Here is a 6,320-nt window from a genome sequence, read left to right on the forward strand (position 1 = left end):
TGCAAACCGCTGATAAGCAGCCTCAGCTTGGGCTGTATAGTCTGCCACCCCCGGAATTACCACAGGCGAAGTACAGTCAGCGAGTAAATACACCTTCCGGGCTAATTGAGGATCGATCGCCTGAATTTCAGTCAATAGATCGTTAACCGTCCAAGCGACACAATGACTTTGCGCTTGTCCGGCAATAATTAACTTATCGGCGGTTAATAAAAACTCGATTAAGCTATCGTTCTTGCTGGCAATTGTTTCGCCCAATTGATTTTTAAAAACCTCTGGAGCCAAAGCCGAATAATTTTCTGTTAAAGTACGATCGCCTTTAATCGAGAACATGGCTTGACTCGTGCGGGCAATCCCATGAAAAAAGATCGCTTCCTCTACCGCAGGTACCAACGCATGACCGATACCGCCTAACATGGCATGATACGGCCAAATTAAGAGTGGATATTTGCCACCATCGCTCAACTGCTGGACGTAATGCAGTGCATATGATTGAAGCTGCTCTGGCGGCTCGGTGCTAAAGGCTGGATTGGCACGCCATTTGCCGGAGCTGACATCGGCGGGGGTAATTGTCGTCACTGCTGGCGTGGGGTGTGCGCCATGCTCGTCGAGCCAAAAAATCGGATGGAAAATCTGATGCAAATGATGGGTATCCATCGTGGCGATAATTTGGTCGATTTTACCTAAATTACGATAGATAAATTCACACAATCTGACATTATCCTCGATCGCCCCCCGTCCGCTACGACCGCCGACAAATAGCTCGAAGTCCGGTAAACAGAATGTGTTTTGAACGTCGATGATTAACAACCTAACATTGCTGTCAGTCTGAGATACAGGGATTAATTGATGCTGTTGTGCCCAGGATTTAGCGGCACTCGATCGCTCCTGATAGGGCACGCGCCAGATCTCCCCGACGCGATCGGGTTGGAAGTGTTGAGGGATAGGTAGTTGGGTCATATATAGTAATAATAAAATTAACTTACAATTAATTATAGTAATTATTACCATATGTGACAACCTGCACGATCGCGGATATCCTGCCAGCTTTTGAAGCATCGTAGGGTGTGTTGTCTTGTCTCGCATAATCCGGGAGGAAACCTCCCGGCTGCGAGCCGCTATCGCGTAGCGTAACGCACCAAGGGGCTAGATTTAATTTCCCACCTGTAATGCTAAGCTAGTCTCACGATCGAACAGATGAATTTTATCGATCGCGACTGATAGCCACACCTCTTCACCCACCGCAACTACTTTATCGGGTGAAACTCGCACCTGTACGATGAGATCGGCTGGTTCCAAATCTTGAAGTTTGACAGCAATATAAGTATCATTACCTAATGCCTCAACTGTCTCGACTATGCCGTGTAAATTCTTGGTTGCAGGTAATCCTAACGTGAGATGTTCGGGACGAATGCCGAGTAATAACGATCGACTAAAAGCATTATTTAGTTGTGATTCCCATGCTTCAGGAAGTGTAACCCGAAATTGATTATTCCCGATCGAGAGTGGTAATTTGACTTGGGCTGGAATCAAATTCATCGGTGGCGAACCGATAAATTGGGCAACAAAAATATTGGCAGGGTGGTTGTATATTTCTAACGGGGTGGCAACTTGTTGAATTTGTCCCTGATTCATCACGGCGATTCGATCGCCCATAGTCATCGCCTCGGTTTGATCGTGGGTGACATAGATCGTTGTCGTGCCTAATTGACGTTGCAATTTGACGATTTGGGTGCGAGTTTCCGCGCGTAATTTGGCATCGAGATTGGATAATGGTTCATCCATTAAAAATACCTGTGCGTCGCGAGCGATCGCGCGACCGAGTGCTACCCGTTGTTTTTGTCCGCCCGAAAGTTGCTTGGGAAATCGATTTAGTAAACCCTCAATCTGGAGCATTTGAGCAACTTGGCGCACTTTTTTCGAGATGATTTTTTCGCGGTCGGAAACGTAACGTAAACCACGCGGAAATCCACGCGTAATTTCAACCAGGAAGTTCTCAATTTCTGGAGATAAACCTTTGGGTTGTTTTACTAAACTGGGGGTATGAAATGATTGACTGCGCCGCAAGCCAAAGGCGATATTGTCATATACTCGCATGTGCGGATAGAGCGCGTAACTCTGGAACACCATCGCAATATCCCGTTCCTTGGGCGGCAACTCATTCACCAATGTTTCGCCAATTCTAATCGTGCCAGCCGTAATCGTCTCCAAGCCAGCAATCAGCCGCAGGAGGGTACTTTTCCCACAGCCAGAGGCTCCCACTAGCACCATAAATTCACCGTTATTTACAGTCAAATTTATCCGGCGCAGCACACTTTCTGGCGCGGGGAGATCTGAAGGCTGGGCTTTGCTTTTATCCTTGGGAGCGGTAGGAGTATAGCTTTTGTGAATATTTTCTAGAGTAACTTTTGCCACGGTAGCTTGCTGTCAATTACACTATCCGTCTTTATCTTCCCACACTATCGCAAATTGCTTGTAGAATTGCTCGTTGTCGAGCAGCGGGCAACCAATCGACATCTGGCTGCTACGGTAATTGGATCGTCTGACTGACGTTGGGCATCGCCAAAATATCCAGATCCGCAGGTGTCATGTCCAACCAAGCAACAAAACCTGCAAAACCCGCTCCCGCCACTGGCATTCGATCGATCGCCTGTGCTGGCACCATTTTGGCGCGTTGAGTGCCAAATAGATCCGTAAAGGAAATCAGAACATAACGGATGCCGCGATCGCGTGCAATGTCAGATAGCAGTACAGTCATATTCGAGAGCGATGAATGATGCCAAAGTTCTACGATAAGCGAAAGTTTCGATCGAATTCGATCGCCACGAACCGAAATACTCGATCGAACTACAAATCTGTGACGATCGCCTCAGCCATTGCGATCGCCATCTAGTGAATTTGCTAAAAGCTAGACATAGCAAGCATTTAGAACATAAAAATCCATTTTTAGCGCGTCGGGGTATTTTCGCCATTTCAGTATTTTTGCGGTTGCCTTCACTGACTACCTACAAGAAACTAAGAGTAGTTCTTTGGTAGCTATATTTGCAATTAAAGCTATTACAAGTTATTTCAAACATTAATGTTTTGCCCATAGCTAAACATTAAAAACAGCTATGAGTAATTTTCAGTGGTGCCATATATTTTACTCGTTCGTAAATAGTTAGATCGAAATTGTCAGCTTGAGTTGTAATTGTTAAAGCCTATTTAAAACAATGAAAAAAATTACCGCACTAGCGAACTTGGCTTTGCTATTTGGACTGTTGCAGTTGCCTGCTAATGCAGTCCAATTGGTCGTCCCAGCCTATTTTGCTCCATCTCCGACTGGTCTACCACCCGCTACTACTCCTAATGGTACTGCTGATTGGAATACGTTAATTACCGCTCAACAAGCTCAAAAAGCAAATAACCAATTGCCGATTGTCGCGATCGTCAATCCAAATACCGGAGCTGGTACCGCTGCTGATACAGCTTATTATCAACAAGTTTACACAGATTTTTCTAATGCTGGCGGCACGCTCATCGGTTATATACCATCTGGATATGTAGGGCAATCAATTAACCCAGACGCATCATGTCAGGCGAGAACCGCTCAGGCTGTTGTTGGCTGTGCCCAAGATTATCGGACATTGTATCCCAATATCATCAGTGGCATTTTTGTGGATGAATTTGGGATTCAGGCAGGTACGAATCCCGGTATCACCCCTACCCAGGTGACAGATTTTTATACTCAAATCTACGATGGGATTAAGGGCATCGACCCAAATTGGACTGTATTTGGCAATCCTGGCAGCAATGCACCGATCGATTTTCTGCGTCAAGGCAACAGTGGCGGGGCGGACACCCTGATTACTTATGAAGATATTGCCGCAAATTATGCTGCCAACCTTCCGAGCGGGTACGTCAGTAGTTTTCCGGCATCGACTTTTGGAAATTTTGTTTTAGAAACTCCGGAATCGAGTTTACGAAGCATAATTGACACTGCGGTGAGTCGTAATGTGGGGTATATCTTTGTAACTGACGAGGGTGTCAATGTAAATAATGGCAATCCTTACGATCGATTGCCAACTTATTTTGCCAGCGAATTGAGTATCATAAATAGTATCAATCGAGGTCAGTCAGTTGCCCAGCAAGTACCCGAACCCGATGCTTGGCCGATTCCGCTAGTTGGCGTTGGACTGATCTTGGCGATCCGTCATCGCAAGCGATCTCGTGCAAAAGGTTAATTCACATCTTGGAGCGACACAAAGCTACTAGTATTTTAGTGGATAGTGGATAGTGGATAGCCAGTAGGGTGGGCACTGTCTTGTTTCGCTCAATCTGAAGGGAACCTCCAGAGCGCGAACCGCTGCCCACCATCTATGTTTCAGCTATTATCGATCGACTACTGTTGACGATTTACTTACTCAACATATCCCCTACAGCACCACTACCACTAATGAATGCCGTAATAAACTAGGATATTATTATCCTACTAGTAAGTAGCTGGGCGTAATTAAATATAAGATATCGTGTAGGGTGGGCACTGTCTTGATTCGCTCGATCTGGAGGAAACCTCCAGGGCGCGAATCGCTGCCCACCAGCTAGGTTCCAGACATAATCTATCTTATAAATAATTGCATCTACCTACTTAAGTAAGATTTAGTTATGAGTGCGAAAGTCAGCATTACTCTCGATGAAGATGTCCTGGAATTTGTAGATCGGTCGAGCCAAAATCGCAGCCAATTTATCAATGAAATACTGTCCCAAGCCAAAAAGAACAAGTTGCTACAAGAGCTGGCTGATGCCTATACAGAATTAGCCGGAGATCCTGAATATCAAGCTGAAAGCAAGTTATGGGATGTCACCGGAGGAGATGGCATCGATGCCTAGTGGCGATCTCAGGTACTTCTTTGAGCTACAAAATATTGGTATGAAACCCACTCGATCGAGACTAGCCCCCAAGTACCGAGCAGTTGCAGCGATCGCGAAGATCGCCATAGTGTCATCCGATCGATAGAACGATTACAGGCAAATAGCGCGTTAAACTCCAAACATTGCTCTATACTCTTTGCCCCACCCGAACGCTATCGAGGTAACTTGTGGTAGGTCTAAATCCGATCGACGATCCGCCCATCAAATTAGAGACCAAAACATCCATTGAGATCGCCCGGATTCCCACTCCTGAGATTCGCCGAAGCTTAATTGCGTCTTCGATCGATGGGGTATTTGCCGCTATTTATTCTAACCTCACCAGCGGCGTGTTGCTGAGCAATTTCCTGGTCGATTTGCGGGCAAATTCATTTGAAGTCGGTATTTTAGCCGCCATTCCGATGTTAGCCAATGTCGTCCAACCGCTGGGAGCCTGGTGGGGCGCTCGATCGAACAGTCGGCGCAATTACTGTTCGAGTGTCAATATCCCCGCCCGATTTGCGTGGGTATTACTGGCGCTGGGGATTAGCTTATATACTCGGCATCTGCTCGACGATCGCACGATGGTCATCTGGACGATGGTGGTAGTCGCCGTGAGCCACCTCCTCGGCGGGTTGGGGAGCGCCACCTGGTTGAGTTGGATGGCAGCGCTAGTCCCGAGTAAATTGCGCGGTCGCTACTTTAGCATTCGCAATACTGTCTCTAATCTGACTAGTCTCATCGCGGTGGCGCTGGCAGGTTTCTGGGTTGCTAACTATCCCCGAGGTGAAATTGAAGCCTACGAGATCGCGATAGGAGTAGCGATAATCGCTGGGTTTGTCAGCATGGTGTATCAATGGCAAATGGTCGATGTTAGTCCGCCAAGGCTGGCTGTCGCCAATCCTGAGAACTTTGAGGAAAATGCAACTTCAGTGGCTCCAGAGGCTGAATTTGCCGCACCACAGATCTCCGACGCGATCGAGACGATCCTGCAAGATCGCTACTTTTTGGGATTTACGATCTGTTTTAGTGCTTGGATGTTTTCGCTCAATCTCAGCGCGCCATTTTTTAACCTGTACCTGCTTCAAGATCTCGCGATCGATGTGAGCTGGGTAACGCTCTACAATAGCTTGACATCGGCGGCTAATCTGGCTTTACTCATTCCCTTTGGTCGCTGGAGCGATCGAATTGGCACCCAGATTCCGCTGATTGGCATGGGACTAGTCATGGCATTGTTACCCGTGTTGTGGCTGGGAATCGGCACAGATTCACTCTCGTTGTGGGTGGGTTTACCGCTGCTATTTATTCTCAATGGTGGTGCTAGTGCCGCGATCGATCTGTGCTTAAATAATCTCCAGATCGAAATCGCTCACGAGCATCATCAAGCCCAGTATTTTGGCATTATCGCCGCGATGGGTGGGATTAGTGGTTCCTTG

5 protein-coding genes and 1 pseudogene are annotated in these 6,320 nt (G+C 46.9%); 3 read left to right on the forward strand and 3 right to left on the reverse strand.

Features of this window, described 5'->3' with window-relative positions; all coding sequences use genetic code 11:
- From RMO35_RS17380 to RMO35_RS17390, 3 genes and pseudogenes are all read right to left on the reverse strand, one after another.
- A partial coding sequence (locus tag RMO35_RS17380; protein ID WP_309742572.1) for an isochorismatase occupies positions 1 to 957 on the reverse strand: 957 nt, incomplete at its 3' end.
- 192 nt (positions 958 to 1,149) lie between these two features.
- Positions 1,150 to 2,412 carry an ABC transporter ATP-binding protein gene (locus tag RMO35_RS17385; protein ID WP_309742573.1) on the reverse strand — a complete coding sequence of 421 codons (1,263 nt, stop codon included), beginning with the start codon at positions 2,410 to 2,412 and terminating at the stop codon, positions 1,150 to 1,152.
- 112 nt (positions 2,413 to 2,524) lie between these two features.
- A pseudogene (locus RMO35_RS17390) lies at positions 2,525 to 2,755 on the reverse strand (type III glutamate--ammonia ligase); the annotation flags it as partial.
- 454 nt (positions 2,756 to 3,209) lie between these two features.
- Here RMO35_RS17390 and RMO35_RS17395 point away from each other — a divergent pair.
- The 3 genes from RMO35_RS17395 to RMO35_RS17405 form a co-directional block, all read left to right on the forward strand.
- Positions 3,210 to 4,220, forward strand: coding sequence for a spherulation-specific family 4 protein (locus RMO35_RS17395; protein ID WP_309742577.1), 1,011 nt, complete (start codon positions 3,210 to 3,212; stop codon positions 4,218 to 4,220).
- A 421-nt stretch (positions 4,221 to 4,641) separates the two neighbouring features.
- Positions 4,642 to 4,866, forward strand: coding sequence for a hypothetical protein (locus RMO35_RS17400; protein WP_309742579.1), 225 nt, complete (start codon positions 4,642 to 4,644; stop codon positions 4,864 to 4,866).
- Between the two features lie 209 nt (positions 4,867 to 5,075).
- A partial coding sequence (locus tag RMO35_RS17405) for an MFS transporter (protein WP_309742580.1) occupies positions 5,076 to 6,320 on the forward strand: 1,245 nt, incomplete at its 3' end.

It is taken from the genome of Chamaesiphon sp. OTE_20_metabat_361, assembly GCF_031364565.1.

Bases quoted from the DNA above. Each gene is read 5' to 3' on its own strand.
- RMO35_RS17400 (WP_309742579.1), top strand. From the start codon at position 4,642: ATGAGTGCGAAAGTCAGCATTACTCTCGATGAAGATGTCCTGGAATTT.
- RMO35_RS17395 (WP_309742577.1), top strand. From the start codon at position 3,210: ATGAAAAAAATTACCGCACTAGCGAACTTGGCTTTGCTATTTGGACTG.